Raw genomic sequence first — 25,738 nt, 5'->3', positions numbered from 1 at the left:
TCCCGCCGACACTCTCAGGCGTTATGTGGTTCATCACTCAAAAATATGCGTCGTTTTTTGCCATTCAGATCACGAATTTGATTTTTGGTGTGAACTTTCATCCTGTTGCGCGAAACCGTCATCCTCCCTGCTCCTCCCCCATGAAAAACTTTGTTACGGATGATTACGCTTAGCCGCTATTCCTTCACTCTTCGTTGCATTGAGTTTTCTCGCTGGCAGCAAGTACAGGAGTTCAGGATGGCGAGCGTTTCCCTTAACAGCGTGTACAAAGCCTTTGGTGAAACCGTGATTTCCAGCGACATCAATCTGGAAATCGAAGAGGGCGAGTTTGTGGTTTTTGTCGGGCCATCCGGCTGCGGTAAATCAACCCTGCTGCGCATGATTGCCGGTCTGGAAGACATCACTTCCGGCGAACTGAAGATTGGTGATAAACGCATGAATGAAGTGCCGCCCGCAGACCGCGGTATCGGCATGGTATTTCAGTCTTATGCGCTTTATCCGCATCTGTCGGTGGCTGAAAACATGTCTTTTGGCCTGAAGCTGGCCGGAGCGAAGAAAGCCGAAATCAATCAACGCGTGAATCAGGTTTCTGAAGTGTTGCAGCTGGCGCACCTGTTGGATCGTCGTCCGAAAGCGCTTTCCGGTGGACAACGTCAGCGCGTGGCGATTGGCCGTACGCTGGTGGCAGAACCGACGGTGTTCCTGCTCGATGAACCGCTTTCCAACTTAGATGCCGCGTTGCGTGTGCAGATGCGTATTGAGATTTCGCGCCTGCATAAGCGCCTGAAACGCACCATGATTTACGTGACCCACGATCAGGTCGAAGCGATGACCCTGGCCGATAAAATCGTGGTGCTTGATGCCGGGCATATCGCTCAGGTCGGTAAGCCGCTCGAGCTTTATCACTATCCTGCCAACCGTTTTGTCGCCGGTTTTATCGGCTCTCCCAAAATGAATTTCCTGCCGGTGAAAGTCACCGGTGCTGAACCTGCACGTGTGCAGGTCGAGTTGCCAAACCGTCAGCAAGTCTGGCTGCCGGTCGAAGGGGCCGACGTAAAAGTCGGCAGCAACCTGTCACTGGGTATCCGTCCTGAACATCTTCTGCCAAGCGACGTCGCGGAAGTGACGCTTTCCGGTGAAGTGCAGGTCGTCGAGCAACTGGGTAACGAAACACAGATCCACATCCAAATTCCGGCAATTCGTCAGAACCTGGTGTACCGCCAGAACGACGTGGTGCTGGTAGAAGAAGGTGCAACATTCGCCATCGGGTTGCCACCACACCGCTGCCATCTGTTCCGCGAGGACGGAACTGCATGTCGCCGGTTACATCCCGAATCTGGTGTTTGAAAGCACGCGATCCCCTACAGGAGAAAATGATGATCACAATGCGTAGTTCTTCCCTGGCGCTGGCAGTGGCTGCCGGAATCCTTTCTACACAAGCAATGGCAGTCGATTTTACCGGTTATGCCCGTTCGGGCATCGGCTGGACTGGCAGCGGCGGCGAACAGCAATGTTTCAAAGCGACAGGCGCTGACAGTAAATACCGTCTGGGTAACGAATGCGAAACCTATGCGGAGTTAAAACTCGGTCAGGAAGTGTGGAAAGAAGGGGATAAGAGCTTCTACTTCGACACCAACGTGGCGTATTCCGTATCACAACAGAACGACTGGGAGTCAACCGATCCTGCTTTCCGCGAAGCAAACGTGAAGGGTAAGAACCTGATCGAATGGCTGCCAGGTTCCACTATCTGGGCCGGTAAGCGTTTCTACCAACGTCATGACGTTCACATGATCGACTTCTACTACTGGGATATTTCAGGTCCTGGTGCCGGTCTGGAAGACGTGGATCTGGGCTTCGGTAAACTGTCTCTGGCAGCGACCCGTAACACCGAAAGCGGCGGCTCATACGGCTATATCGCCGATCAGCGTAACGAAGTCCCAACGTCCAACGACGTGTTCGACGTTCGTCTGGCAGGTCTGCAAACTAACCCGGGCGGTGTGCTGGAGTTAGGTGTGGATTACGGTCGTGCCAATGCGCGTGACGGTTATTCCTTCGCAGACAATGCGACCAAAGACGGCTTCCTGGTGACTGCGGAACATACGCAGAGCATCTACAACGGTTACAACAAATTCGTCCTGCAATACGCTTCTGACTCCATGACGGATCCGGGCCAGGGCGCAGCGAACGGCCACTCCAACGGTGCAGCCATCGACAACAACGGCAGCATGATCCGCGTTCTCGACCACGGTGCCATCGACTTCAACGATACCTGGAGCCTGATGTATGTGGCGATGTATCAGGATGTTGACCGTGATAACAATAACGGGACAACCTGGTATACCGTGGGTGTGCGTCCGATGTACAAATGGACCCCAATCATGAGCACCTTGCTGGAAGTCGGTTACGACAACGTGAAATCCCAGCGTACCGGCGACAAAAACGGTCAGTACAAAGTCACCCTGGCGCAACAATGGCAGGCTGGCGACAGCATCTGGTCACGTCCGGCCATCCGCGTGTTTGCAACCTATGCAAACTGGGATGAAAAATGGGGCTACGACACCGACAGCGGCACAAGCAATGGCTTAGCTATGAACGATACCAGCACCCGTACCTTCAGCCGTGGTAATGACGATGAAGTCACCTTCGGCGCACAAATGGAAATCTGGTGGTAAATTTTTCCTTCCTCCTTCGCGCTGCCGATGCGTTGGCTGCGCGTCCTCGCCCCGGTCACGTAGTTGTCTGCGCTCCCGGGGACTTGGACGCTTGCCGCCTTCCGGCAACCCGAAAGAGTTTGGAAAAATGGCAATGTAAGCTTTAAAAGTCGCAGTAAAGAAGATGTGCTGGCTGGCGGATTATCGCTGATGACCGCCAGCCTTCATGGTGATTTCAAAGGAAACAATAATGAAAAAGAATCTGCTGTCACTGTGTTTGTCGCTGAGCCTGCTGGCTGCTGCACCTGCGGTCGTGAATGCGGCGCAGAATGATGCGAATACCGCTCCGGCGATTTCCAGCCAGACCTTACGCAACCTTTCATGGACGCCGCTGGTCCCGCCAGTGACGCAGGATGTGACGCTTGGAACGTCCAGCGCACAGATTAATCAGGGGCAAATTCAGGGCGCCGTCGGGGCATTCGCGTTGCCTGCCGACCGTGGTTCACTTGAAATTACGCTGACCAGTATCGCGACCGGTAAAACCGTGTATGCACCAAATGTTCTGGTGCTGGATGAGCAGATGCGTCCGGCGGCCTTTTATCCTTCCAGTTATTTCCCGTATCAGAAACCGGGCATCGTCTCCAGCGATCGTCTGGAAGGCACGCTGAAACTGACACCCGCGCTGGGTCAGAAACAAATTTATCTGCTGGTGTACACCACCCGTCAGGATCTGGCTGAAACGACTCAGATGGTAAACCCGGCGAAAGCCTTTGCCGCTGGCGTGGGTAACGCGGTACCGGATATCCCGGATCCGATTGCCCGTCATACCCCAACCGGCACGCTGAGCCTGAAAGTCACCGCCGAGCAGAAAACCGGTAACGTGATGATTGGTCAGATCTTCCCGTCATCCGCACCAGCAGCGGCTGCGCCGGTTGTGGTCGGCAGCACACAAGCTCCGGCACCTGCGGCTGCTCCGGCAAAACCGTCTGAGCCAATGCTCAGCGATTCCGAAACCTATTTCAACGACGCGATTAAGAAAGCGGTGAAAGCAGGGGACGTCGATAAGGCCCTGAAACTGCTCGACGAAGCCGAGCGTCTGGGTTCTAAAACCGCCCGTAAAACCTTCATTGAAAGCGTGAAACACTAAGTTTTCTTAGCGCCTCCCTGCGAAGGAGAGGCGCTAAATCTCTTCATTTCTTTTTCTCCCTTCTGTTTGTTACCCTGTTGTTAATTCATTCAGCGGGGGATTTATGGCGTCTGCAAACTGGGTCGATTTATCGAAAGATAAAGACAGCGGTATCGAGACGATCCACGCCCATTTCGAAGGCCATGCGTACGATCCTCACTGGCACGACAGCTATCTGGTCGGTGTTACCCAATACGGATTGCAGCAGTTCAGCTGCCGGCGAAAGAAACACCAGAGCCTGCCGGGTAAAGTCTTTATGCTCGAACCGGGCGAAATCCACGATGGTGATGCGGTGCAACCCGGTGGTTTTACTTACCACATGCTGTATCTCGATCCGCAATGGCTGAGCCGCGAACTGGCGGCGCGGCGCGATTCGCTGTCTTCTGCCGGTGATCCGAGTTTCGAAAATACCTTAGCGCAGGATCCGCAACTGGCGCAGGCGACGTCGCTGGCGTTTCAGGCGTTGCATGGCAAAGAACTGCGCATCTTCCGGCAGACAGCGCTCGACGGATTACTCAGCGCGCTGGGCGGCCATCTCACCTGGCAGCCACCGCGTCTTCAGGTTGATGCACCCTGGTCACGCGTGGCGCATCAGGCGCGGGAATATCTGCATGCCCATCTGCACGAAGACATCGGACTCGAACAACTGGCGGCGGCGACCGGCGAAAGCCGTTTTGTGGTCAGCCGTGCCTTTAAAGCCGAATTTGGATTGCCGCCGCACGCCTATCTTATTCAGCTGAAACTGACCCGCGCCCGTGAAGGGCTGGCGCTGGGGCGCACGCCGGCAGCAGTGGCGGCAGATTTAGGGTTTGCCGATCAGAGTCATCTCGGACGCTGGTTCCGCCGTGCTTATCAGCTCACGCCTGCGCATTACCGGCGTCTGTGCACAAATCTTCCAGATTAAGAAAAAGTGACAGGTTAAGCTCAGATTTCAACTGAACCGGAGCCTGTCATCATGAATACCACCGCAACAATTCTGCCCTCGTCCCCTGAACGCTGCGTAATTGTGATCAACCAGCAACTTGCCGCCGGACACGCGGCTAATGCCGCCGCGGTCCTGGCGCTGACGCTCGGACAACGCCATCCGGCGCTGGTGGGCGCACCGCTGATTGATGCCGATAACCGCGAACATCCGGGGCTGATCCCGATTGGTATCAGCGTGTTAGTCGCTGATGCTCAACAACTCACACAACTTCATCAGCATCTGCTAAATGACGATGAAATGGACGGCATTATTTTCCCGGTGGAAGGGCAGCAAACCACCGATTACGCCGCGTTTCGTGAGGCAGTATCTGTTGTGCCGACGGATAACCTGCAACTGCTCGGCATCGCGCTGGCGGGAAATAAAAAAGTGGTCCGTAAGCTGACCGGTAAACTCGGATTACTGGGCTGAAAACCCTTATTTATATGAAGTTATTTAATTATTATATTTTCGCACTGCACTCCTGATCTTAAAATTAACATCAGGAGTTTTAATGAATAAATCTTAATGAACCATTAATAAACGCTTCGGTGAGTAGATGATATTCTGTGATTAAGATTCTGCTGGCTTACATTCTGAACATCTATTATGGTGCGTGAGTTCATCTCAGAAAGATCCTTCAAAGACAAGGAATATTTTATTTGTATGAATAAATGTCCACTAATACGTCTCTCCGATAGTATCAGTTATATCCAGGCAAACATCAGCATTGATCTCGCTAATCAAGTCAGAAAACTTATAGCAGGCAAAGAGCGTGAAACTGGAGCATTACTTCATCTGGGTCAGAATAAAATTAAGGGGATCGAGAAAAGACGTGCACTGCGTTCTTTATTATTATGTCAGTATGTCTATTATTCAGCGCAGTGGGTAAAAATGACAGGGAGGATATCAACGTTATCCCCTGTTAATTATCTATCTTCTGACTGGAAAGAAAGTAGCATTTGCTACTGGACCTCACAATCTGAACTGGAGATTCGTGAAGGTATACGCGCGTATATAGTGACCTCCTCAGATATCACGGACGCTGCACGGGCTGCGAGCCGGTGGGTGCAGAGTGATGTTAAAAAGTACAACTTTATCTCGGCACCACGCCAAAAATTTAGCGGTATGTATAACCAAATCTGCTACGTTGGCGTGATGGTGTGGCTTTTCAATAGCGGTCTGGTGTCATTGCCCTGGTTATTGAGATTCTCCAACGCGAACAGGCAGATATCGTTGACTCAGGCTTTTGGGCCGGGCAGGGCTACTTATTACAGCGCAGAGGCAATATCCAGTAACTCTTTTTTGACGGTACCTCGAGGGTATATCGTTCATATTTATAAGAATGTGTCCTGCTGGAATGGACATTGGATGATAAGTCTGGGTAATGGCATGGCTGTGGGCGTTAATAACAACGACGAATCACCTCCGGTCAGCCGGATATATTGCAATCATCTCAGCATTAAAAAACAGCTTATGGACTATCAAGGTGGATATATGGTGGTGATTAATCCACGGCTCATCCCGGCAGTATTGTAATGCGGATAAAATAAACAACCCGGTAATAGCAACAGAGTTGTCCTGGCTTAACCCCAGCCATTTTGTGGGATGAGTTCAGCATGGCGACGTCATATTTCTGTCATGTCTTCTCTCTATTCTCCTGATATTCAAACTAATATCAGGAGTTTCACTGTGCGTAAGTCCCTCGTCGCTCTGCTGCTTTTCACTCTGGGTTCAACCTTTGCTGTTCAGGCTGCTGATGAAGCCAAACCGTTTATCACCAGTCAGGAGCTGGATCTGACTCAATATCTGCCTGCGCCACCGGCGGATGATTCTGCTCAGACCAAAGCAGAACTCAAAGAGTTGCTGCAAATTCAGGCTACCCGTACGCCTGAGCAAGAGAAAGCCGCGATTGCCGATGCTGAGGAAAACGTATGGCGTTTTGCAAACGTCATGGGCCCGGATTTTGATGCCGCCAAACTGCCGAAAACCGCCGCGCTGTTCGATCGCATTGTGGCGACAGAAGACGTGGTGGACGATCACGCCAAGAAAGCGTTTAACCGTCCCCGTCCTTATATGCTGGATGAACAGATTCATCCGCTGCTGAAAAAGTCTAAATCCGGTTCATGGCCTTCCGGTCATTCCACCATCGGTTATCTGATGGCGACGGTGTTGGGTGAAATGGTGCCGGAAAAACGCAATGAGCTGTTCACCCGCGCAGCCGGTTACGCTGAAAATCGTCTGGTGGCCGGTTTCCATTACCGTTCTGATACTGTGATGAGCCGCACCGGCGCGGCGCTGATTGCCCAGAAAATGGAAGAGCAGCCTGATTTCAAAACCGAATTTGACGCGGCAAAAGCCGAACTGCGTGCGCAGCTTGGTCTGAAATAATTTTCGTCAGTTCCTGCCTTTCCGGTAAAGTGTGAGGCGTAAAACTCGCAAAGGCAGGGACTGATGGAATACAGATTCAAGCGCATGGCATCACCGGTCGGGCTGCTGACGCTGGCGGCAAAAGGCGACAAACTGACCGCTATTTTGTGGGAATGCGAAATCGACGGGCGTGTGCCGTTGGGCGATATGACTGAAGACCCGGCGTTTCCGATCTTGCTGAAAACGGAGCAACAGCTGAACGAATATTTTGCGGGCGAACGTACCCGTTTTGAGCTGGAACTTGATTTCACCGGCACGGCATTTCAGAAAGAAGTCTGGGCGGCGTTGCTGGAAATTCCCTTTGGTGAGACGCGCAGTTATGGCGACATCGCCCGCCGTATTGGTCGTCCGAAAGCCGTTCGCGCCGTCGGTGCTGCTAATGGCCGTAACCCGATTTCCATTGTCGCGCCTTGCCATCGTGTCATCGGTGCTTCCGGTAAGTTAACCGGCTTTGCTGGCGGTCTGGATAACAAAGCGTTATTACTCAAGCTGGAAGGGCGTAAATCTTAGGGTTTTAATCCGGTAAATAAATCACTTGATGTCCGCTTGTCAGTCGATGCATAGTCAAAAAATAAGCAGTAAATAAAAAAAGACAACATCACTTACAGACGGAGTTTTAAATCAATGGATCAGATTCAATCCCTCGAACAGTTCTTATCCTCAGTGCAACAACGCGACCCGCATCAGGTCGAATTCTCCCAGGCCGTACGTGAAGTTATGACCACGCTATGGCCTTTCCTCGAGCAAAATCCGCAATACCGCCGTTCTGCTTTGCTTGAACGTCTGGTCGAGCCGGAGCGTGTTATTCAGTTCCGTATCGCGTGGGTGAATGACAAAAATCAGGTGCAGGTAAACCGCGGCTGGCGCGTGCAGTTCAGCTCGGCCATCGGCCCGTATAAAGGCGGCATGCGTTTCCATCCGTCGGTCAATTTGTCGATTCTTAAATTCCTCGGTTTCGAACAAACCTTCAAAAATGCTCTGACCACGTTACCGATGGGCGGCGGGAAGGGCGGCAGTGATTTCAATCCTAAGGGCAAAAGTGAAGGCGAAATCATGCGTTTCTGTCAGGCGCTGATGCTGGAACTGTACCGTCATCTCGGGCCGGATACCGATGTGCCTGCGGGTGATATCGGCGTCGGCGGGCGTGAAGTGGGGTATATGGCGGGTATGATGAAAAAGCTTTCCAATAACACCGCCAGCGTTTTCACCGGCAAAGGGCTGTCGTTTGGCGGCAGTCTGATCCGTCCGGAAGCCACAGGTTATGGCCTGATTTACTTCACCGAATCTATGCTTAAACGTCACGGGCTGGATTTTGAAGGCATGCGCGTGGCAGTGTCCGGTTCCGGTAACGTCGCGCAGTACGCGATTGAAAAAGCCATGTCACTGGGCGCGCGAGTGATCACCGCGTCAGACTCCAACGGTACCGTGGTTGACGAAGCCGGTTTCACGCCTGAAAAACTGGCGCTGCTCTCCGAAATTAAAGCCAGCCGCGACGGTCGCGTCGCTGATTACGCGCAAAAACTCGGGCTGACTTATCTGGAAGGTCAGCAACCGTGGAACGTGCCCGTGGATATTGCGCTGCCTTGCGCCACGCAAAATGAACTGGATGCCGATGCGGCGCGGGTGCTGATTGCCAATGGCGTGAAAGCCGTGGCAGAAGGCGCGAATATGCCGACGACTATCGAAGCGACAGATTTGTTTATTGACGCTGGCGTGCTGTTCGCACCGGGCAAAGCGGCAAACGCCGGTGGTGTGGCGACGTCCGGGCTGGAGATGGCGCAGAATGCCGCACGTCTTAGCTGGAAAGCCGAAGAAGTCGATGCACGTTTACGTCATATCATGCTGGATATTCACCACTCCTGCGTTGAGTATGGTGGTGAAGGCAAACAGACACAGTATGTACGTGGCGCCAATATCGCCGGTTTCGTGAAAGTCGCCGATGCCATGCTGGCGCAGGGTGTGCTTTAATCCGCTACGCTGATGCCAGAAACAACAAAGCCACCTTCGCAGGTGGCTTTTTTTATGCGGACAACATACTCAGAAATGCGTATTCAGGCTCATGTAAAACGTACGACCCGGCTCGTTGTAGGTTGCTGCGCCTGCGCCATACATGTAAGCACCGGTAGCGGCGTTACCCACGGTCTGGGCATTACCCGCACGGAACTGGCGTTTGTCGAAGACGTTATCGATACCCGCCGTGACGCTCACATTTTTGGTCGCGGTGTAGGTGCCGCTCATGCCGACAACAGAATACGGGCTGACTTCATTCCTCTCGCTGCCGGTCACCGCTTCACCCTTGTAGTTGTATTTCTTCGGTTTCTGACGGCCGTACCAGGTCAGGGTGGATTGCAGGGAGAGATCTTCCGTCGCCTGCCAGCTTAGCGTGGAGTTGATGGTAAATTCAGGGATGATCGACAGATAATCGCCGGTTTCCTTGTTTTTACTTTCAATCATGTAGGTTCCGTTGTTATTCCAGGAAACGGTGCTGCTGACCGGAATATTTAACGTGCCTTCAAGACCCTGGACCACGGCTTTCGGCACGTTTTCCCATTTATACACGTCAGTCTTGCCGGTGGAAGAGGTGCCGGCTGGCAGATAACCGGATTCGATTTTGTTGCGGTAATCATTGCGGAAATAGGTCACACCCGCCTGATAACCGTTGCGGTGGAATTCCAGTCCGATCTCTTTGTTGACGCTGGTTTCTGCATCCAGATCGTTGTTCCCCACCAGATAACACCCGCCGCCGCTGGCCGCACAACCCTGACCTTTGCTGTAAAGCACGTAGTTCGGGTTGGTCTGATACAGGCTTGGCGCTTTATAGGCGCGGGCGATGCCCATTTTCAGCGTGAAATCGTCACCCAGTTCCTGAGACAAGTTCAGCGCAGGGCTCCAGTTATTGCCCACAATGGAGTGATGATCGAAACGCAGACCCGGTACCAGCATGGTGCTGTCGGTCAGTTCGATATTATCTTCAGCAAACAGCGAGAAAATCTCTGCCTGCGAATACGGGCTGCGGTTAGTGCTGTCGGTACCGGCAATCGCGCCGCCGAGCATCGCCTGCGTATTGGAAGACGGATCTTTCATCTTCTGCTGGTTCCATTCGGTGCCGAACGTTGCGGTTTGCGGCACACCCAGTTCAAACGGAATGCTGACTTCGCTGTGCGCCAGAATGTCGCCGAGATTGATAGTGTTGAAATCTTCATCGGAGAAGATACCTTCAGTCCCGCCCGCCAGACCTTCGTTCATACGCGAGTTACGGGTTTTTTCATATTGCACGTAGTTGTTGGTGGTCACGCCGTTATCCCACGCGCCTTTATAGGTCAGTGCGTAGGACTGGCGGTAGATGCGGTTAGTCTCTTTACCGTACATGCTTTTCACCAAATCACTGGTGTTGGTATTCTGCGTGTCGCCTGCGTACAGGTTACCCTGACGGCTATTTGAGACTTCAAATTCCAGCGACTGCATGCGGGCAAAATCCCAGTGCAGCAGGGCATCGATGTTTTTATCAATAACGCCTTCGCGTCCGGCCGGCACGGTGTCGGCATAGGTGCCGGTGCGTTCGGACTGATGGCCGTCGTTGATGTATTGCGCGTCAGCTTGGGTTTTACTGTAGCCGCCGAACAGGCGGAAACTGAACTGCTCGCTGAGCGGACCGGAAAGGCTGAAGTCGGTGCGCTTGGTCGAGCCTTCATCTTTATGCTGCGGCGCGTTCAGGTAGGTATTCCATGAACCGTGCCACTCCTGCGTCTCTTTTTTGGTGATGATATTCACCACGCCACCCGCTGCGCCGTTACCGTAACGTGCCGCTGCCGGGCCGCGGATCACTTCGATGCGTTCAATCATATCCGGTGGAACCCAGCTTGTGTCGCCGCGGGTATCACGCTCGCCACGCCAGCCCTGACGCACCGAGTTGCGGCTGTTCACCGGCTTACCGTCGATCAGGATTAAGGTGTTTTCCGGGCCCATGCCACGGATGTCGATCTGGCGGTTGTTACCACGCTGGCCGCTGGTAGAGTTGCCGGTCAGGTTGACACCGGGCATGGTGCGGATCAGTTCGTTGATATCACGCGCCGGTGGGCGCTTCTGAATTTCGTCGGCGGTAATAGTGGAAACGCCGGGTGCCTGAAGATTCTGCTGTGCGGCGGTGACAACCAGGGTGTCGCCGGTGTCTTTTTCTGTTTCAGCGGCGGTCTGTGTGGCGTCTGTTTTATCTGGTGTGGTCGTTTCTGCGGCGCTGGCGGGAAAAGTAAATGCTGATCCCAGCCCGAGTAATGTCGCCAGAGAATAATGTGGTAGCCTGTTTTTCATATTGGATTCTGCCCTGAAATCCACCCTGTCCTGCAAAAATTGTTAATGAACAGGAGGATGGCCTGTTGTGTGTGTATTTTTATTGTCCCGTTTTACGGGCGGTAACACACTATTGCAAATGCAAACAATTATCAATACGATTCCTATTCGTAATTTACAGGGAATGTGTAAAGCATCCCGCAAGTTATGCCCTTTTCTCACGGTAAAAGACTGCAAACGCAAAAATGATGAAATCCCAGCGCCCCGAAAAACTGACCGCCCGTACCCTGTTATCCTCATCTGAGGCGGGGAGCGCCGCGTGGTGGAATGACATCAAAGCGCAGGGAACGCCGTGGATTGAGCCGCCGGATGACGGCGTATGTCGCGTCACTTTTTTCTGGCGGGATCCGCAGGGCAGTGAAGCCACCTCGGCTTTTCAGCGCGTGTGGATCAACATTAACGGCATCACCGATCACCATCAGTCGTTGCCACCGCAGAGCCTGCAACGACTGGCCGGTACCGACGTCTGGTCGCTGAGCATCACATTACGTTCCGGCTGGCGCGGCAGTTACAGCCTGATCCCCCGCACGGAGACCGGCAAAGAGTTTCCGCAGGATCCCGATGCGTATACTGCCATGCTGGCTGCACGCGACTGGTGGAAGGATATGTTCGCCCATGCCATTCACGATCCGCTGAATCTGCATCAGCCATGGGCAGGGGCGAAATCTCATGCGCTTTCGCCTTTGCATATGCCCGATGCCTTGCCGCAGCCCGCGTGGGAAGAATTTGATCTGCACGGTCCCGCGTTGCCGCAGCCACCGGCAAAGCTGCAAATCTATCAGTGGAACAGCGCGCGTCTGGGCAACCGGCGCAGGGTGTGGATTTATACCACCGGCGTTAGCCCTGACCTGGCAGCACGACCGCTGGCGATACTGCTCGACGGCCAGTTTTGGGCGCAGCAGATGCCGGTCTGGCAACCACTGATGCAACTGACGCAGGAAGGCACATTGCCGGAAGCGGTTTACGTGCTGATCGACGTGATTGATACCCAAATTCGCGGTCTTGAGCTGACCTGTAATCCGGATTTCTGGCTGGCGGTTCAGGAAGAATTATTACCCGCCGTTGCCGCGCTCGCGCCGCACAGCAGCAGCGCGGAGAACACGGTGGTGGCGGGGCAGAGTTTCGGCGGTCTTTCCTCGCTGTACGCCGGTTTACACTGGCCGCAGCGGTTCGGCTGCGTACTCAGCCAGTCGGGCTCTTTCTGGTGGCCGCGACGTAATAAATCTCAGCAGGGTGAAAATCCTGACGATGGCGATCTCTTACTGCGTGAGGTGAACAACGGACTGGGCGCTGCCAGTCATCTGAAAATTTTCATGGAAGCAGGCAGCAACGAACGGCTGATTTATCAGGTGAATAATCAGATGGATGAGCTGCTGGCCCGCACCGAAAACAACGTGCGTTATCGCGTAGTTGATGCGGGGCACGATGCACTCAGCTGGCGCGGCGGATTACTCGACGGCCTGCAATATCTGTGGAGTGATAAGCCCTGGTGAGACAATGATTCAGCCGTTGCCCAGCGGAATAATTAACGGCGTATGTGAAACCGGGCAGTCGATAATGGTGCAGCGCAGCCCGAAAACCTGCTCGATCAGCGCCGGTGTGACGATGTCCGCCGGTGCGCCTTCAGCCAGTATTTTGCCGTCGCGCATGGCAATCAGATGTCCGGCGTAACGACACGCCTGATTCAGGTCGTGTAACACCACGACCAGTGTGCGGCCATTTTCCTGATTCAGGCGACACATCAGTTCCATCAAATCAATCTGATGCGCGATATCCAGCCAGGTTGTCGGCTCATCGAGTAATAATAGCGGCGTTTGTTGCGCCAGCACCATCGCTATCCACACCCGCTGGCGCTGCCCGCCGGAAAGTGAATTTACTGTGCTTTCCGCCAGCTCATAAACGCCCGTGGCTTGCATGGCCTCGTTCACCGCTTGTGTATCCTGCGCCGTCCAGCGGCTGAACAGGCTCTGGTGCGGGTACCGTCCGCGTGCCACGAGATCTGCCACGCTGATATCGCCCGGTGCCGTTGAACTTTGCGGCAATAGCCCGAGGCGTTTTGCCACCTCTCTGGTGCCGTAATCGCCGATCAGTCTGCCATCGAGAAATACTGCGCCGGATTGCGGCTGCATTAGGCGGCTGAGTGTGCGTAATAGCGTGGACTTCCCGCAGGCATTCGGCCCGATAATCACCGTCAGTTTGCCCTGCGGAATAGAAACAGAAAGTTCGCGGGCGACGACCTTTTTATCGTAGCCCAGCGTCAGGTCTTCCGCGTACAAAGGTGAGGTATGTTCAGTATTCATGAGCGTCGTGACTCCCGGATGAGCAATCCAATCAGATAAATGCCGCCCAGACTGACGGTCAGTACGCCGACGGGTAACTGATAGGGCAGGAACAGCCGCTGCGCAATGACATCTGCGGCGAGCAACAGCAGCGCGCCGGTCAGCGCCGCGAAAAATAAAGCATGCTGCTGGCTGGCGCACAAGCGGCGCGAAATCTGTGGAGAAACCAGCGCGATAAAGGAAATCGGTCCGGCCAGCGCGGTGGCTGCGGCGGTCAGCGCCACGCCCGCCAGCATCAGCAACACGCGTGAGCGCTCAACCGGTACGCCCAGCGCGCAGGCGGCATCATCGCCCATTTCGAGCAGCCGCATCGGCGCAGACAGATAACGCGCCAGCATGCAGGCGACGACAACCATGCCCGTCACCGGCAGACTTTTTTCCCATGTGATGCCGTTCAGCGAACCGGCATTCCACAAGCCGGCCGTCAGTGCCGATTCCAGCGAGGCGTGAATAATCAGCCAGGTATTAGCGGCAATCAGCAACGCGCGTACGCCGATACCGACAATAATCAGGCGGAAGGTTTCGACGCCCTGACGCCATGCCAGCGCGTAAACCACCAGCGCGGTCACAACGCCGCCTGCCATCGCGCCCAGCATGGTTTCGCCTGCACCCCCGTTGAACAACACGATAATCAGCAGAACGCCGGTGTAGGCGCCGGTGTTAAAGCCGATAACGTCCGGACTGCCCAATGGATTGCGCAACAGTGACTGAAAAATTGCGCCACTGACACCGAGTGCAGCACCGAGCACCATCGCCATCACCACGCGCGGCAGCCGCCATTGCGTGACAATAATGCTCAGGTTTTTCGGCCCGTCTCCGGACAGGGCTGTGATCACCTGAGACGGTGTCAGCGTCAGGGTGCCGCTGCCGAGGGCATAAATCGCCAGCAGGATCAGACATAACACCAGCCCGCAGGCGGTTATAAAGGGACGCGATATTTTAAGCGGGCGAGGTTCTGCGAGGATCTGACTCATGATTAACCTCTGCGTAATCCGCCGGGACGGCGTACCAGAAAGATAAGTACCGGTGCGCCGATAAACGCGACCACCACGGAAACCCGCAATTCTCCGGTAACCAGAAAACGCCCGGCGATATCTGCGGCCAGCAACAGCGTCGGGGTGAGTACCAGCGTCCACGGCAGTATCCAGCGCGGATCCGCCCGGCAAATCCAGCGCGCCATATGCGGCACCATCAGGCCGACAAAGGCGATCGGGCCAACCGCTGCGGTGGCGCTGCCGCATAATAACGTGATCGCCAGTAATCCCAGCAGTTGTGTCGTCGCGATTTTAGTGCCGAGCGCCGTCGCCAGTTCGCTGCCCATCGACAGATTATTCAGGGAACGGGTCATCAGTAAGCTCAGGACAACGGCCAACATCACCGGCGGCGTGATGGTTTTAATCACCGCGATATTGCGGATATCCAGCGTGCCGGCCTGCCAGAATCGCAGCTGATCGTAGACTGTCGGATTGAGCAGGGAAATCCCCGAAGAGAGGCCCTCCAGCACCGCGCCGAGCGCAACGCCCGCGAGGGTTAAGCGTACCGGATCCAGCTTGCCGCGCCCCAGCGCACCAATCATGGCGACCAGCAATGTCGCCAGCAACGCACCGGCAAATGCGAACCACAGATAGCTGCCGACGCCGGTTGCGCCGAAGAAGGCAATGCCGATCACCACCGCGAAAGCGGCACCGGCATTAACGCCGAGAATACCAGGATCTGCCAGCGGGTTGCGTGTGAGGATCTGCATCAGCGCACCGGATAATCCGAGCGCCATACCTGCCAGTAAACCTGCGAACGTGCGTGGCACACGGGCATCGGTGACGATCACGCAGTCCGCGCCCGTACACTGACCGTTAAGCGCTGACATCACAGTGCTGAAAGAAAGGGATTTCTCGCCCAGCGCCAGACTCAGCGCCATCATCAGGCAGAGCAATAACAGCGCAAACAATAACGCGGTGAGATTTTTTATTGAGCGGGACATCAGTGAGTGACGAACAATTTTTCAAGCTGATTCAGCATGTTGCTGGCGCTGTAATAATCGAGCCTGAACGTATCGTCGCCCATGGCGTAAACCCGCTGGCTTTGTACGGCAGGTAACTTCGCCAGAAAAGGATTAGTCAGCAGCCGCTGTGCATCGGACTGATTAGCGGAAAATAACAGCAGCGTCTGGCCGTTCATGGCATCCGGCATTGTCTCACCGGCAAGCTGGATGATGTCATGGCGTTTGCCCTGACTGAAACTGGCCGCGAAATTCACCGGCACCGGCGCGAGAGTAAATCCTAACTGCTGAAGCAACTGGCCCTGCGGTGAAGCGGGTGTCCAAAGGTTAGCGCTTTTACCGTCCGACCCGTAAACCAGTGCAGACACCGGCTGCGGCGGCAAATATATCGCTTTTTTTACACTGGCTTCGCGGGCTGAAAACTGTGCAACTACCTTTGCTGCATCGGTTTCCTTACCGGTGGCCTGACCCAGTTCGGTGGCAAGTTCCTGCCAGCTTTTGTCGTCGTAACTGACCACCATCACCGGCGCAATGGCCGACAACTGATCATAGAGTTTCAGCGCAGAATCCCCGCCGGTGGCGGCAATAATGATGAGATCCGGTGCCTGTCCGGCAATGGCTTCAGCGTTCGGCTCACCGATATAGAGCCGCTGCACACCGCGCTGTTTCGCGACCTCGCCCCACTGACGGAAAAATCCCTGAGAGTCAGCAACGCGATTATTGGGCGCAGTCGCGCCACTGGCAACCACCGGCGCATTAATCGCCAGCAATGTGCCAGTAATTGTGACGCTGGTGGATACGATCCGTTGTGGCTGCTGTTCTAAGGTGATGGCGCCCTTTGACGTCATGATTTTACGCGGCCAGCCTTCTGCAAAGGCATGAGAGGCGAACATCAGTGATAAAAGTAGTGCAACTGTCCCTGAAAAACGACGAAAAGCGGCCCTTGTCATTGGATCCATTCCTGAATTTTTAATGTTAATGGTTATCATTATTATATGCAGGGGGAATGTGGTCAATGACCGGCGAGACTTAACCCGGGTAAAAATCAGGATAAGGTGAAATTAAGACAACAAAAAAGCCACTTCGTGAGAAGTGGCTTAATCGTTTGAATCTGGTACTAAAATTTGGTGGCCCTTGCTGGACTTGAACCAGCGACCAAGCGATTATGGTTATCAACTGAATGCTAGATAAAACAGTTATTTACCTTTTAATACAGTGGCATAGCAAGCCAGTAATTGCCATGAAATGCTCGTTTACTCCATCTGGATCGCCACTTTATCGTCATTCAATAGTTCTGTTTTGCTACTGCTTTTCTTCAGGCAAAAGATGACGTAAGAATTCTTCACATGTGTTATTAAGTTGGCACTGGTTTACTGGCACCCATGGCCCGCTCGGTTCCTTAGTACCTTCTAAATCAACAATAAGAACACCGGCAAAGTGACTTCCCGGTACTCCAGGAAATGGTATATGTTCTGTGCCATCAGGGGTGCTTTCGTAGATAGTCTGAGGGCTACCACTTTGAGAGATCATCTTTACCGTTACCTTCCCCGATGCACGGCAGGTCACTGTCACTATAGTATTTGTATGCGTGGCATACTTATTATCACTGGGAGTCAGGATGATGGGTTCTTTCTTGGAGTTTTTGCAATACGAAGATGAAAGTAGTGCACTTAAAGTTTCAGCTGTAACATTGTTGTCTAATGCGGTTGGCAGGTAAAATTCTAATCTAATTGCAATTTGCTTTTCATTATCAAGAGGAAACAAAACATCTCTTACGTACTCCTTGCCACCAGATAACAGTGAATACACCGTATTTGTAATTGCATTATTGAACGGTACTAGAGATGCCGTAACGATGCTAAGAATTATAATGCTTTGAGCTTTGCGTGAGTATCTACGCCATAAATTAATACCCAACGTATAACTCTTTGATTTTTTTGGAGCAACATGTTCCTTTACAACTTGATTTTGCATGTTACTTTTATTGCAATTCCTACAATAGGGAATTGCGAATACGCGCCCATTTTTAGGGTTTCGAACTAAACCATTAATAATGAGGTTTTTTTTAAAAATAACCTCACATTTCTCCCCACATTTGGGACATATTCCTGTTGTCACGCTTTCTATTTCCCTTTCACGCATAAAATTCCCAGCGCTACGCTGGGCTTGAACTGAATCACCATAACTAAGCCGGACATTTACGAACAATTTTTCGGTGACTTTTTGGGTGTAATTTCTGCTTTCGCTCTTAGCCGACTGTCAGATTTAGAAACACCTGCTAAAAAATATTGTGGCATCAGGTACTCGTTAAAGGATTAAGTCTTAAGCTTCTTCAAGATGTTCCAGCGCAAAATGAGAATATCGCATATTCATTTTGATATCAGTGTGACCAAGCACTCTTTGCAACACCAAAATGTTTCCCCCATTCATCATAAAATGAGACGCGAAAGTGTGCCGCAGGACGTGTGTTAGTTGGCCTGAAGGTAATTCAATATCTGTGCGTTCAAGGGCAGAGCGGAACGCACCATAGCAAGTTTTGAAAAGTCGGCCTTTTTTTACTTCAGGCAAAGAATTATGCAGATCTTCACTGATTGGGATAGTTCCGTTTTTTCGGCCTTTAGTCTTCGTATAAGTGACTTTGTACTTGGTGATCTGGCTCTTATTAAGTTCTTCTGCCTCAGACCAGCGAGCGCCGGTTGATAGGCATAATTTAACAATGCAAACGAGGTCATTATTATTTTCCCGCGCGCACTCTTCTAATAGATGTCCGATCTGCTCTTTTGTAAGAAAAGCCATCTCGCTTTCTTCTGTACGGAAAGGGCGCACATTCTTGATCGGATTTTCGCCTTTCCATTCTCCCAGGCGACCAAGCTCATTAAAAACAGCTCTAAAATATGCCAACTCAAGATTGATGGTTCGCAGGGCTACCTTCTTCACTCTGTATGAGCGGGCGTAATCACCGGAAAGGCGCTTTTCGCGGTATCGGGAAAACATCTGTGCATCGAATTCTCTTGCAAGTGGTTTGGTAATCATACCCGGTTTTGTTCCATACGTTTTTGAGATTTTCGAGATTTTGATCATGGCCTGCAATCAGCTCGACATCAGAGAGCTTAGTTTCCCAGTGGAAGATCTGAAATACCGTATTGCCTTCGTCTGCGGCTGGATATGATACTCAATGTTAATAACATTATCTAATATATCATTTAGATTAATTAGAATGCCTTAATCGATTCAATAAATGTAAATCATAAATAAAGGTTTTTGGGAAAGCTGATTATCTATTGGTCAACGTGACTTTATACACGGATATACTCTGCTCCGTTGGACCTCTTAGGCGCTTTGACATTAATAACAAAATTCTGAAAATTCACGTTATTTGACCGGGTCGGCACAAGCGTAATGTTTTTCAAGCTTAGTATCTTCATGGGAATTAAATGAATGACAGGAAGTGTTAAAAAAGGCTATACCCGTTTATTTATGGCTTAAAGACGATGGTGGGGCAGATATCAAGGGTTCCGTATGCGTCACCGGGCGTGAGTACAGCATAGAGATATTGGCGATTGATCACAGTATTTCATTACCTGTGGATAACAATACAGGGAAAATCACAGGCAACAGGATCCACAACTCATTTGGTTTTGATAAAGAAATTGATTCCTCTTCTCCCTATTTATACAAAGCTATATGCACCGGTCAGACACTAAAATCCGCGGAGTTTAGATATTACCGTATTAATGATGCCGGGCAGGAGGCGCTTTATTTTACCGTCACCCTTGAGGGGGTGAAGGTGGTGAGTGTAATGCCGCTAATGTATGACATTAAATCTGATTACGGTGAAGTGCGTAACCATTTGGAAGCCATTGAGCTGCGCTATGAAAAAATCACATGGCACTATCTTGATGGCAATATTTCTCATTCAGACGCATGGAACGAACGAGCCACTGTTTAGGAGCAACATAAATGACTTGGATATACCACCAAAGCACAGGCAACCTCTATAAAGATGGTGTGTTAATTGAGAGCGGTTATTCCGGTGTTTTCACCAATAAAAATAACCCCGATCGTGAACACGTAAAGGGAATGGGGCCGATCCCAAGGGGATCTTATCGAATCAATGGTTATACTGATCATAAAGGGCCATTCACTATAAATCTTGAGCCTCAAGGCACCACACATGGTCGTGATAGTTTCCGTATACACGGAGAGCGGGTGAATAAGCCGGCTGGTTTTGCGTCGGCGGGATGCATAATCATGAGTAATCACACTCGCAGAATGGTGGCACGGTCAGGTGATAATCAATTAGAGGTGGTGCGTTGAGGTACTTTCTGATGATTATCCCAATGGTGTTTGCAGCTTTTGGCGTATTGGCCTCATCTCTCACACCTGAATCACTTCACTCATCCATTGTTAAAGCAGGTGCTGATGCCACTGTTCACACAATGGGCAATAGTGATTGGGACCATTTTTACGACGCTGTGAAAGACGGTAAGCCTGAATGGATAAAGTTGATACCTGAGGTGACACCGGGAACGGATGCGGGAAGAGCTGAAGATTTAGCGACTATGCTCGCATTGGGATTATCCAAAGCACCTGTAACGGTTATCAGTGTGTTGAGTGAAGGAGAATATTCACGTCTTATTGGTTCAGACGTGGTTTGCTCTATGCCATTCATCGAACCCACCCGCGATTCTATTTATCGCTATTATGAACACACACGCGCGGCTCTCATAAAAGTAGGCTCACCCGGTAAGAAGTGCCTGAGTATTCTGGATGCTTCGATGCAGTCGATAAAAAAGAATGACAGTCAGGGAAAAATTGAATGGGGTGAAGGCGAATATTGAACCCGTTCTGCCGCTGATTGGCTCAACCATCAGGCACAGTTTGCTGGTGGTTTTTTTATGTGTGGAGTGCCAATTATTGGCTGATCAAGTCACTACCGGTTATCACCTGTCATCATTTCTATTTTTTTGCACATTCAACGGTGTCAGATTGCTACGCAATATAACATTTATGACCTGTGGAAGAGATTGAGGGTCAAAAAAGGGCCGTAAGAATGATCTAACAAAAAAGCCACTTCGTGAGAAGTGGCTTAATCGTTTGAATCTGGTACTAAAATTTGGTGGCCCTTGCTGGACTTGAACCAGCGACCAAGCGATTATGAGTCGCGTGCTCTAACCAACTGAGCTAAAGGGCCAAGGTGCGGGATTATACGGTAAACTCTGCTTACAGGTCTATATGTGTTCGGTTTGTATGCGCGTTTTGTGCACAGTTATGACGTGTTGTGTGCGAAGACTTTTTTTACCTATAACTCAGGTAAATACATCTCAGGAAAGAATAATGATTACAGATATTATTGCCGGGGAACTTTCCGTCGTGTTTTGCGGCATCAATCCTGGTTTATCAACCGCTCATCATGGTTTTCATTTTGCTAATGCCAATAACCGTTTCTGGAAGGTTATCTATCAGGCCGGTTTTACCGCGCGCTTGCTCAAGCCTGAAGAAGAGCATCATTTGCTGGATACCGGCTGTGGCATCACGATGCTGGTTGAGCGTCCGACTATTGAGGCGACTGAACTGGTACGTGATGAGTTGCGTGAGGGCGGGGCGGTTTTGACGGAGAAGATCGAACGCTATCAGCCGCGTGCCCTGGCTGTTTTGGGTAAGCAGGCGTTCAGTAAAGCGTTTGGGATCAGCAAAGTGAACTGGGGGCGTCAGGCGTTGAAGATCGGTGACACAGAGGTCTGGGTGCTGCCTAATCCCAGCGGACTGAACCGTGCGACGTTAGAGGAACTGACCGCGTCTTACCGCGAACTTTACGATGCACTGAATTCCTGAGCGTTAACTTAAAAGAATAAAAAAAGCCCCGCCATCTCCAGAGAAAGGCGGGGCTTTTTATTGGCTGACAGCCTGAGGACGATTAATCGTCCAGGAAGCTGCGCAGCACTTCGGAGCGGCTTGGGTGGCGCAGTTTACGCAACGCTTTCGCTTCGATCTGACGGATACGTTCACGGGTCACGTCGAACTGTTTGCCCACTTCTTCCAGCGTGTGGTCAGTGTTCATATCGATACCGAAACGCATACGCAGAACTTTCGCTTCACGTGCGGTCAGGCCAGCCAGAACGTCGTGCGTCGCAGAACGCAGGCTTTCAGACGTTGCAGAATCCAGTGGCAGCTCGAGGGTGGTATCCTCGATGAAATCGCCCAGATGCGAATCTTCATCGTCGCCGATTGGCGTTTCCATGGAGATTGGCTCTTTGGCAATTTTCAGCACTTTGCGGATTTTGTCTTCCGGCATCAGCATACGCTCGGCCAGTTCTTCCGGCGTCGGCTCGCGGCCCATCTCTTGCAGCATCTGACGGGAGATACGGTTGAGTTTGTTAATAGTCTCAATCATATGCACCGGGATACGGATGGTACGCGCCTGGTCGGCGATGGAGCGGGTGATAGCCTGACGGATCCACCATGTCGCATAAGTTGAGAACTTATAACCACGGCGATATTCAAACTTATCAACGGCTTTCATCAGGCCGATGTTACCTTCCTGGATCAGGTCAAGGAACTGCAGACCACGGTTGGTGTATTTCTTGGCGATAGAAATAACCAGACGTAAGTTTGCTTCAACCATCTCTTTCTTCGCGCGACGGGCTTTCGCTTCGCCGATCGACATGCGACGGTTGATGTCTTTAACCTGTTCGATAGTCAGGCCAGTTTCTTCTTCGATCTGACGCAGTTTCATCAGGCCGCGCTGCACGTCTTCGGTCACTTCTTTCAGCTTCTCAGACCATGGTTTACCCATTGCCAGAGCCGCATCGAACCAGGTATCGCTGGTTTCGTTACCGGCGAACAGATTGACGAAGTTTTTCTTCGGCATTTTGCACTGTTCAACGCACACTTTCATGATCAGACGTTCCTGAGCACGTACGCGATCCATCATGGAACGCATGCTGTTTACCAGGAAATCAAACTGTTTTGGCACTAAACGGAACTGTTTGAACACATCAGACAGCTTCAGGATTTCTTCTGCTGCGCTCTTGTGACTACGGCCGTTTTTCTTGATGACCAGACGTGTCGCTTCATGCTGTTCACGCAATTCTGTGAACTTCTGGCGAGCCAGTTCAGGGTCGATGCTGTTGTCGTCTTCAGCGTCGTCGTCTTCATCTTCGTCTTCGTCATCATCATTCTGCTCTTCAGTGGTCAGTTCAGAACCCACATGAGTTGCAGTTGGTGCGATTTCTTCTTCGGCGTTCGGGTCAACAAAACCGGTGATCAGATCCGACAGACGTACTTCGCCTGCTTCAACACGGTCATATTGCTCTAACAAATAAGTGATAGCTTCAGGATATTCAGCAACGGAGCACTGGACCTGATTGATACCGTCTTCGATACGTTTGGCGATGTCGATTTCGCCTTCACGGGTCAGCAACTCAACGGTACCCATCTCGCGCATATACATACGCACTGGGTCGGTGGTACGGCCAATTTCGGATTCAACGCTGGAAAGTACCTGCGCCGCCGCTTCTGCAGCGTCTTCGTCGGTATCAGGGCGATTTTCGGCCAGCATCAAATCATCGGCGTCCGGTGCTTCTTCAAGTACCTGGATGCCCATGTCGTTAATCATCTGGATGATGTCTTCGATCTGGTCGGAATCGACGATATCTTCCGGCAGATGGTCATTGACCTCAGCATAGGTCAGATAGCCTTGCTCCTTACCACGGGTGACAAGTAGCTTAAGCTGTGACTGCGGGTTTTGCTCCATAAGACGGTATCCACACTTCAGAGTATTTGGGTTGGTGTCGGTCGGGTAACATCGCCAACAATAACGTTAGGGGCGTTTATTGTGCCGCGGCCCACCAGGGCGGCTCTGCGCAGGGCCGTGCCCCGCTTTATATCGGCACTTAAGCCGTGTTCTGTTTTACCCTTCCTGCTTCAAGCCGCAGGCGCGTTGGCCGCCTTCCTGCTACTCGAATTATTAAGGGTAACTATATGTTCTTGTTATGTAATTTTTAACTCTTTCTCGCTAACACCTGATTCAGGGAACTGACTTCAGTTCGTTCCTCTGGACTCAGGCCGTGCGTCCTGGCTTTTGCAATCAAAGTTTCAAGCCGTTGCTCTAAAATCGAGTCATACAGGCTGGCTAGCGTGGCACGAAATTCCTCTTCGACCATGTCCTCTACGATCATGTGGTTCCATGTCGCCAGAGTTTCAAGTTGTTGGTAGAACTTATTGTCGCGGTAAAGTTCCAGTAACTGGCCTGTTGTCAGGCCCGGCTGGGCTAAGCAAGTGGTTACTAACTCGCTGAACAGATCCAGTCCTGGTTGCTTCGCTTGCTCCAAACCTTGCAGCGAGGGTATAAGTGTAGCCAGTTGTGGATTTTGTACCAGTAACCCTATAAGTATACGCATGGTTGTGCGTTTTAGCTGGGGCGCCTGATAGACATTGCTATTTTCTGCCTGTTTAGGCATCAGCTTTTCCAACTGGCTGTCATCCAAAATCCCGAGCTTATTCCCTAACTGCTGACGCAAATACATCCGTAATGTTTCACCGGGTACCTGGCGAATTAGCGGCAATGCCAACATGCTCAATTTGGTTCGCCCGTCAGGGCTGCTCAAATCAACCTGCGGCATCAGCGAATCAAACAGGAAAGTGGACAGAGGCATCGCCTGCTCCATTCTTTGTTCGAACGCTTCTTTGCCTTCTTTACGTACCAGCGTGTCCGGATCTTCGCCGTCGGGTAAAAACATGAAACGCAGCTGACGACCATCATTAAGATAGGGCAGTGCTGTTTCCAGCGCGCGCCATGCAGCTTCACGTCCCGCCCGGTCGCCGTCGTAACAACAAACGACGTTATCGGTGCTGCGGAACATCAGCTGAATATGGTCAGCCGTCGTGGACGTGCCCAATGAGGCCACGGCATAATCAATGCCGAACTGCGCCAGTGCGACGACGTCCATATACCCTTCAACAACCAGCAAACGCGCCGGCGTCGGGTGCTTTAACTGTGCTTCATACAGGCCATACAACTGGCGGCCTTTATGGAAAATTTCGGTTTCCGGCGAGTTGAGATATTTAGGCGTACCGTCACCCAAAACCCTGCCACCAAAAGCAATCACGCGGCCACGTTTATCACGAATAGGGAACATCACCCGTTCGCGGAAACGATCATAGCTGCGGCCATTGTCACTGGTAACCAACATACCGGCGTCAATCAGAGACGCTTTATCATCGGCATTTTTGCCGAAACGCTTTAATGCGTTGTCCCAGCCCGGTGGGGCGAAACCAATGGCGAAATGACTGATGACGTCTTCACTCAAACCGCGCCGGGCAAGATATTCCCGTGCGGGGGCACCTGCAGGCTGTTTAAGTGATTGCTGATAGAACTCGCTAAGCGGTGCCATCAACTGGTAGAGGCTTTGACGCTGATGACGCTCCATCTGGCTTGGACCGGTGCCTGCTTCATACGGCACTTCCAAACCCTGCATTGTCGCCAGTTCCTCAATGCTTTCGACAAACTCAAGTCTGTCATAGTTCATCAGGAAATCGACGGCATTGCCGTGGGCACCACAGCCGAAACAGTGATAAAACTGCTTATCGCCATTTACGGTAAATGAGGGTGTTTTCTCATGGTGGAAAGGGCAGCACGCGTGATAATTTTTACCCTGTTTCTTGAGCTTTACACGTGCGTCGATCAAATCGACGATATCGATGCGAGCCAGCAAGTCATTGATAAATACGCGCGGAATTCTCCCAGCCATAAGCCCCTTACTCACTAGCCTATAAACGAGAACAAGCCGCGCATTCCTTTCGGAAAGCACGGCCTTCGTATGCTAC

Annotated in this window: 22 protein-coding genes, 1 tRNA gene and 1 pseudogene; 14 read left to right on the top strand and 10 right to left on the bottom strand. The window is 51.8% G+C overall.

What is annotated here, in order from left to right; all coding sequences use genetic code 11:
- The first annotated feature begins 237 nt into the window (after positions 1-237).
- From malK to gdhA, 9 genes are all read left to right on the top strand, one after another.
- Entirely contained in the window at positions 238-1,347 is a 1,110-nt protein-coding gene (gene malK, locus J1778_RS13310) for a maltose/maltodextrin ABC transporter ATP-binding protein MalK (protein WP_217173579.1), read from the top strand.
- Positions 1,348-1,373: 26 nt separating this feature from the next.
- Positions 1,374-2,672, top strand: a complete 1,299-nt coding sequence (locus J1778_RS13305) for a maltoporin (RefSeq protein WP_217173578.1) — start codon at positions 1,374-1,376, stop codon at positions 2,670-2,672.
- A gap of 229 nt (positions 2,673-2,901) precedes the next feature.
- A complete protein-coding gene (gene malM / locus J1778_RS13300; RefSeq protein WP_217150088.1) occupies positions 2,902-3,798 on the top strand; it encodes a maltose operon protein MalM in 897 nt (298 codons plus the stop codon).
- Between the two features lie 103 nt (positions 3,799-3,901).
- A complete protein-coding gene (locus tag J1778_RS13295; protein WP_217173577.1) occupies positions 3,902-4,741 on the top strand; it encodes an AraC family transcriptional regulator in 840 nt (279 codons plus the stop codon).
- 51 nt (positions 4,742-4,792) lie between these two features.
- Positions 4,793-5,230, top strand: coding sequence for a DUF2000 domain-containing protein (locus J1778_RS13290; RefSeq protein ID WP_217173576.1), 438 nt, complete (start codon positions 4,793-4,795; stop codon positions 5,228-5,230).
- A 234-nt stretch (positions 5,231-5,464) separates the two neighbouring features.
- Positions 5,465-6,337, top strand: a complete 873-nt coding sequence (locus tag J1778_RS13285; RefSeq protein WP_217173575.1) for a hypothetical protein — start codon at positions 5,465-5,467, stop codon at positions 6,335-6,337.
- Between the two features lie 153 nt (positions 6,338-6,490).
- Positions 6,491-7,189: an acid phosphatase gene (locus J1778_RS13280; RefSeq protein ID WP_217173574.1), complete on the top strand. Its 699-nt coding sequence runs from the start codon at positions 6,491-6,493 to the stop codon at positions 7,187-7,189.
- Between the two features lie 63 nt (positions 7,190-7,252).
- A complete protein-coding gene (locus J1778_RS13275; RefSeq protein ID WP_217173573.1) occupies positions 7,253-7,738 on the top strand; it encodes a methylated-DNA--[protein]-cysteine S-methyltransferase in 486 nt (161 codons plus the stop codon).
- A 114-nt stretch (positions 7,739-7,852) separates the two neighbouring features.
- The gene (gene gdhA, locus J1778_RS13270) at positions 7,853-9,196 is read left to right on the top strand and encodes an NADP-specific glutamate dehydrogenase (protein ID WP_217173572.1); all 1,344 of its coding nucleotides are present in this window, start codon (positions 7,853-7,855) and stop codon (positions 9,194-9,196) included.
- A 69-nt stretch (positions 9,197-9,265) separates the two neighbouring features.
- Here the strand turns inward: gdhA and J1778_RS13265 are convergent, their stop codons facing one another.
- Positions 9,266-11,536, bottom strand: coding sequence for a TonB-dependent siderophore receptor (locus tag J1778_RS13265; RefSeq protein ID WP_217173571.1), 2,271 nt, complete (start codon positions 11,534-11,536; stop codon positions 9,266-9,268).
- 224 nt (positions 11,537-11,760) lie between these two features.
- On the opposite strand from J1778_RS13265, the gene fes reads away from it, so the two are divergent.
- On the top strand, positions 11,761-13,068 hold the full coding sequence (gene fes, locus J1778_RS13260; protein WP_217173570.1) for an enterochelin esterase: 1,308 nt from the start codon (positions 11,761-11,763) through the stop codon (positions 13,066-13,068).
- Positions 13,069-13,077: 9 nt separating this feature from the next.
- Here fes and J1778_RS13255 read toward each other — a convergent pair whose 3' ends face one another.
- The 6 genes and pseudogenes from J1778_RS13255 to J1778_RS13230 all read right to left on the bottom strand — a co-directional run.
- On the bottom strand, positions 13,078-13,875 hold the full coding sequence (locus J1778_RS13255) for an ATP-binding cassette domain-containing protein (protein ID WP_217173569.1): 798 nt from the start codon (positions 13,873-13,875) through the stop codon (positions 13,078-13,080).
- Positions 13,872-14,888 carry an iron-enterobactin ABC transporter permease gene (gene fepG, locus J1778_RS13250; RefSeq protein WP_217173568.1) on the bottom strand — a complete coding sequence of 339 codons (1,017 nt, stop codon included), beginning with the start codon at positions 14,886-14,888 and terminating at the stop codon, positions 13,872-13,874. Before fepG ends, J1778_RS13255 begins: the two co-directional genes overlap by 4 nt.
- A 2-nt stretch (positions 14,889-14,890) precedes the next feature.
- Positions 14,891-15,892, bottom strand: a complete 1,002-nt coding sequence (gene fepD / locus J1778_RS13245) for a Fe(3+)-siderophore ABC transporter permease (RefSeq protein ID WP_217173567.1) — start codon at positions 15,890-15,892, stop codon at positions 14,891-14,893.
- Positions 15,892-16,860, bottom strand: a complete 969-nt coding sequence (gene fepB / locus J1778_RS13240) for a Fe2+-enterobactin ABC transporter substrate-binding protein (protein ID WP_217173566.1) — start codon at positions 16,858-16,860, stop codon at positions 15,892-15,894. The genes fepD and fepB overlap by 1 nt, the downstream gene beginning before the upstream one ends.
- 352 nt (positions 16,861-17,212) lie before the next feature.
- Positions 17,213-18,052 carry a hypothetical protein gene (locus tag J1778_RS13235; protein WP_217173565.1) on the bottom strand — a complete coding sequence of 280 codons (840 nt, stop codon included), beginning with the start codon at positions 18,050-18,052 and terminating at the stop codon, positions 17,213-17,215.
- Positions 18,053-18,206: 154 nt separating this feature from the next.
- Positions 18,207-18,934: pseudogene (locus J1778_RS13230) on the bottom strand (phage integrase); the annotation flags it as partial.
- Positions 18,935-19,358: 424 nt separating this feature from the next.
- Between J1778_RS13230 and J1778_RS13225 the strand changes: the two are divergent.
- The 3 genes from J1778_RS13225 to J1778_RS13215 are packed head-to-tail and all read left to right on the top strand — an operon-like array spanning position 19,359 to position 20,751.
- Complete coding sequence (locus tag J1778_RS13225; RefSeq protein ID WP_217173564.1) at positions 19,359-19,859, top strand: Hcp family type VI secretion system effector; 501 nt, start codon at positions 19,359-19,361, stop codon at positions 19,857-19,859.
- 11 nt (positions 19,860-19,870) lie between these two features.
- A complete protein-coding gene (locus tag J1778_RS13220; RefSeq protein ID WP_217173563.1) occupies positions 19,871-20,227 on the top strand; it encodes a tlde1 domain-containing protein in 357 nt (118 codons plus the stop codon).
- A gap of 11 nt (positions 20,228-20,238) precedes the next feature.
- Positions 20,239-20,751: a hypothetical protein gene (locus tag J1778_RS13215; RefSeq protein ID WP_217173562.1), complete on the top strand. Its 513-nt coding sequence runs from the start codon at positions 20,239-20,241 to the stop codon at positions 20,749-20,751.
- Positions 20,752-21,027: 276 nt separating this feature from the next.
- Here the strand turns inward: J1778_RS13215 and J1778_RS13210 are convergent.
- A tRNA-Ile gene (locus tag J1778_RS13210) sits at positions 21,028-21,104 on the bottom strand.
- A 143-nt stretch (positions 21,105-21,247) separates the two neighbouring features.
- Between J1778_RS13210 and mug the strand changes: the two genes are divergently transcribed.
- Positions 21,248-21,745, top strand: coding sequence for a G/U mismatch-specific DNA glycosylase (gene mug, locus J1778_RS13205; protein ID WP_217173561.1), 498 nt, complete (start codon positions 21,248-21,250; stop codon positions 21,743-21,745).
- Between the two features lie 82 nt (positions 21,746-21,827).
- On the opposite strand, the gene rpoD is transcribed toward mug, so the two are convergent.
- Both rpoD and dnaG read right to left on the bottom strand, forming a co-directional pair.
- Positions 21,828-23,666, bottom strand: coding sequence for an RNA polymerase sigma factor RpoD (gene rpoD, locus J1778_RS13200; protein ID WP_095923569.1), 1,839 nt, complete (start codon positions 23,664-23,666; stop codon positions 21,828-21,830).
- A gap of 247 nt (positions 23,667-23,913) precedes the next feature.
- Entirely contained in the window at positions 23,914-25,662 is a 1,749-nt protein-coding gene (gene dnaG / locus J1778_RS13195) for a DNA primase (RefSeq protein WP_217173560.1), read from the bottom strand.
- Positions 25,663-25,738 lie beyond the last annotated feature (76 nt).

The sequence above is a fragment of the Rahnella bonaserana genome, assembly GCF_019049675.1.
Lineage (GTDB): Bacteria > Pseudomonadota > Gammaproteobacteria > Enterobacterales > Enterobacteriaceae > Rahnella > Rahnella bonaserana.
The sequence above is the reverse complement of the archived record's forward strand: the minus strand, read 5'-3'. Positions and strand labels throughout refer to the sequence as shown.

Coding starts and splice junctions, on each gene's coding strand:
- J1778_RS13220 (WP_217173563.1), top strand. CDS start 19,871: ATGACTTGGATATACCACCAAAGCACAGGCAACCTCTATAAAGATGGT.
- fes (WP_217173570.1), top strand. CDS start 11,761: ATGATGAAATCCCAGCGCCCCGAAAAACTGACCGCCCGTACCCTGTTA.
- J1778_RS13215 (WP_217173562.1), top strand. CDS start 20,239: ATGATTATCCCAATGGTGTTTGCAGCTTTTGGCGTATTGGCCTCATCT.
- gdhA (WP_217173572.1), top strand. CDS start 7,853: ATGGATCAGATTCAATCCCTCGAACAGTTCTTATCCTCAGTGCAACAA.
- J1778_RS13255 (WP_217173569.1), bottom strand. CDS start 13,875: ATGAATACTGAACATACCTCACCTTTGTACGCGGAAGACCTGACGCTG.
- malK (WP_217173579.1), top strand. CDS start 238: ATGGCGAGCGTTTCCCTTAACAGCGTGTACAAAGCCTTTGGTGAAACC.
- dnaG (WP_217173560.1), bottom strand. CDS start 25,662: ATGGCTGGGAGAATTCCGCGCGTATTTATCAATGACTTGCTGGCTCGC.
- malM (WP_217150088.1), top strand. CDS start 2,902: ATGAAAAAGAATCTGCTGTCACTGTGTTTGTCGCTGAGCCTGCTGGCT.
- fepG (WP_217173568.1), bottom strand. CDS start 14,888: ATGAGTCAGATCCTCGCAGAACCTCGCCCGCTTAAAATATCGCGTCCC.
- rpoD (WP_095923569.1), bottom strand. CDS start 23,666: ATGGAGCAAAACCCGCAGTCACAGCTTAAGCTACTTGTCACCCGTGGT.
- fepB (WP_217173566.1), bottom strand. CDS start 16,860: ATGACAAGGGCCGCTTTTCGTCGTTTTTCAGGGACAGTTGCACTACTT.
- J1778_RS13305 (WP_217173578.1), top strand. CDS start 1,374: ATGATGATCACAATGCGTAGTTCTTCCCTGGCGCTGGCAGTGGCTGCC.
- J1778_RS13235 (WP_217173565.1), bottom strand. CDS start 18,052: ATGCGTGAAAGGGAAATAGAAAGCGTGACAACAGGAATATGTCCCAAA.
- J1778_RS13275 (WP_217173573.1), top strand. CDS start 7,253: ATGGAATACAGATTCAAGCGCATGGCATCACCGGTCGGGCTGCTGACG.
- fepD (WP_217173567.1), bottom strand. CDS start 15,892: ATGTCCCGCTCAATAAAAAATCTCACCGCGTTATTGTTTGCGCTGTTA.
- J1778_RS13285 (WP_217173575.1), top strand. CDS start 5,465: ATGAATAAATGTCCACTAATACGTCTCTCCGATAGTATCAGTTATATC.
- J1778_RS13295 (WP_217173577.1), top strand. CDS start 3,902: ATGGCGTCTGCAAACTGGGTCGATTTATCGAAAGATAAAGACAGCGGT.
- J1778_RS13290 (WP_217173576.1), top strand. CDS start 4,793: ATGAATACCACCGCAACAATTCTGCCCTCGTCCCCTGAACGCTGCGTA.
- mug (WP_217173561.1), top strand. CDS start 21,248: ATGATTACAGATATTATTGCCGGGGAACTTTCCGTCGTGTTTTGCGGC.
- J1778_RS13265 (WP_217173571.1), bottom strand. CDS start 11,536: ATGAAAAACAGGCTACCACATTATTCTCTGGCGACATTACTCGGGCTG.